The sequence below is a fragment of the Clostridium tertium genome (assembly GCF_902652255.1).
Classification (GTDB): Bacteria; Bacillota; Clostridia; order Clostridiales; family Clostridiaceae; genus Clostridium; species Clostridium tertium_A.
Map to the genome: position 1 here is coordinate 1 of NZ_CACRTO010000016.1, position 1674 is coordinate 1674.

The 1674-nt window shown below is 29.6% G+C and carries 1 protein-coding gene and 1 pseudogene; both read right to left on the reverse strand.

Features of this window, described 5'->3' with window-relative positions; genetic code table 11:
* Positions 1–42: 42 nt before the first annotated feature.
* Complete coding sequence (locus tag GPX08_RS06680) at positions 43–954, reverse strand: IS3 family transposase (protein ID WP_156626063.1); 912 nt, start codon at positions 952–954, stop codon at positions 43–45.
* Positions 930–1607, reverse strand: a pseudogene (locus tag GPX08_RS06685) (helix-turn-helix domain-containing protein); the annotation flags it as partial. The pseudogene GPX08_RS06685 and the gene GPX08_RS06680, both read right to left, overlap by 25 nt.
* Positions 1608–1674 lie beyond the last annotated feature (67 nt).

Here is a 1674-nt window from a genome sequence, read left to right on the forward strand (position 1 = left end):
TGAACCGCCCCCTGTCAAGTAGACAGGGTAAATAATATAAAATTATGCTACTAAGGTGTGGCTTCTATATTCAATAGGAGCCATACCTTTTAATTTCTTTTGTAATCTTTTTGTATTATAAAATTTTATATATTCATCAATAGCTTGTTCAAGTTCTTCAAAGCTTGAAAACTTTCTTAGATAGTACATTTCCGATTTTAAAGTACCCCAAAAAGCCTCCATAGGTCCATTATCAATACATCTACCTACCCTAGACATACTTTGCACTGCATTAATTTTATTTAGTTTGTTCTTGAATGTTTTACATGTATATTGGAATCCTCGATCACTATGAAATAGTGGCGTTGCAGTCGGATTCGCTTCAACAGCTTTGTCTAAGGTATCAAAAACTAATTTATTATTGTTAGACTTACCTAATACATACGAAATAATACTGTTATCTCCGAGATCTAGTATTGCACTTAAATAAGCTTTGCTTCCGTTAGTTATCTTAAATTCAGTAACATCTGTTAGCCATTTTTCATTTGGATTATCAGCTACAAACTCCCTATTTAATATATTTTCAGCTGTAATTTGTGGAGTACTTTGAATATATCTTTTCTTTCTTCTCCTAATAACAGCAGTAAGTTTTACAGATTTCATAAGCCTGTATATACGCTTATGATTATATTTTGAATTTAGTATCCTATTTATATTTAACGTTATACGGCGATAGCCATAAATCCCTTTAACTTCTGAGTATAATTTAATAATTTCATCTAAAATAACTTTATTTTCTTTATCTCTTTCAGTTGCGGAACGATTTAACCACTTATAATAAGAAGCACGCCCAACTTCAGCACATTTACATAGTTCAGATATTGAATACCCTAATTCATGTAATTCTTTAATTGCAATATACTTATTTGTAGATGAAACAGTGTATTTATCTACCTCCTTTCTATCTCTTCTAATTTTTTTAAGAAATCATTCTCCATTTTTAAACGTCTATTTTCTGCTTCTAAAAGCTTTAATTGTGCAGAGAATTTTTCTGATTCACTTAATTCTTCAAAGGCTTTATTTTTACCGCGTCTATCGACTAACGCGTTATATCCATCCTTATTGTATTTTTTTACCCAAGTATAAACTTGTTGGTATGAAACATTAAATTTATTAGCAGTTAAATTATAATCGTGAGCGTTAGCAATGCAAAATGATACTATTTCAATTCTTTCTTGATAAGTTGTTTTTCTTCCGTTAGTCATAAGTTTATCTCCTTTAGTTGAATGAGATTTAAATATCTTATGATCATTATACTTCTTAATCCATTGCTGGAGAATACCAATAGCACTTATCTTATACTTAATACAAATATCATCTAATGATCCTTTACCATCAAGATAATCAATAACGGCCTGAGTCTTAACTTGAGCAGAATAGGATGTATTATATCTTTTGTTTAATAGACCTTCTTTCCCAAAGGTTTTATATTTACGTACCCAAGCTGAAATAGCACTTTTGTAGATATTTAGTTCATTACTTATTTCAGATAAACTTTTTATACCTCTTAAATAATCTTCAACAGCTTGGACTTTTATCTCGGTTGATACTTTTGATTTTCTTGACATAAAAAAATCCTCCCATTATAGAACAGTTTTATTATTTTAACTGTCTACTATAATGGGAGCATATCAT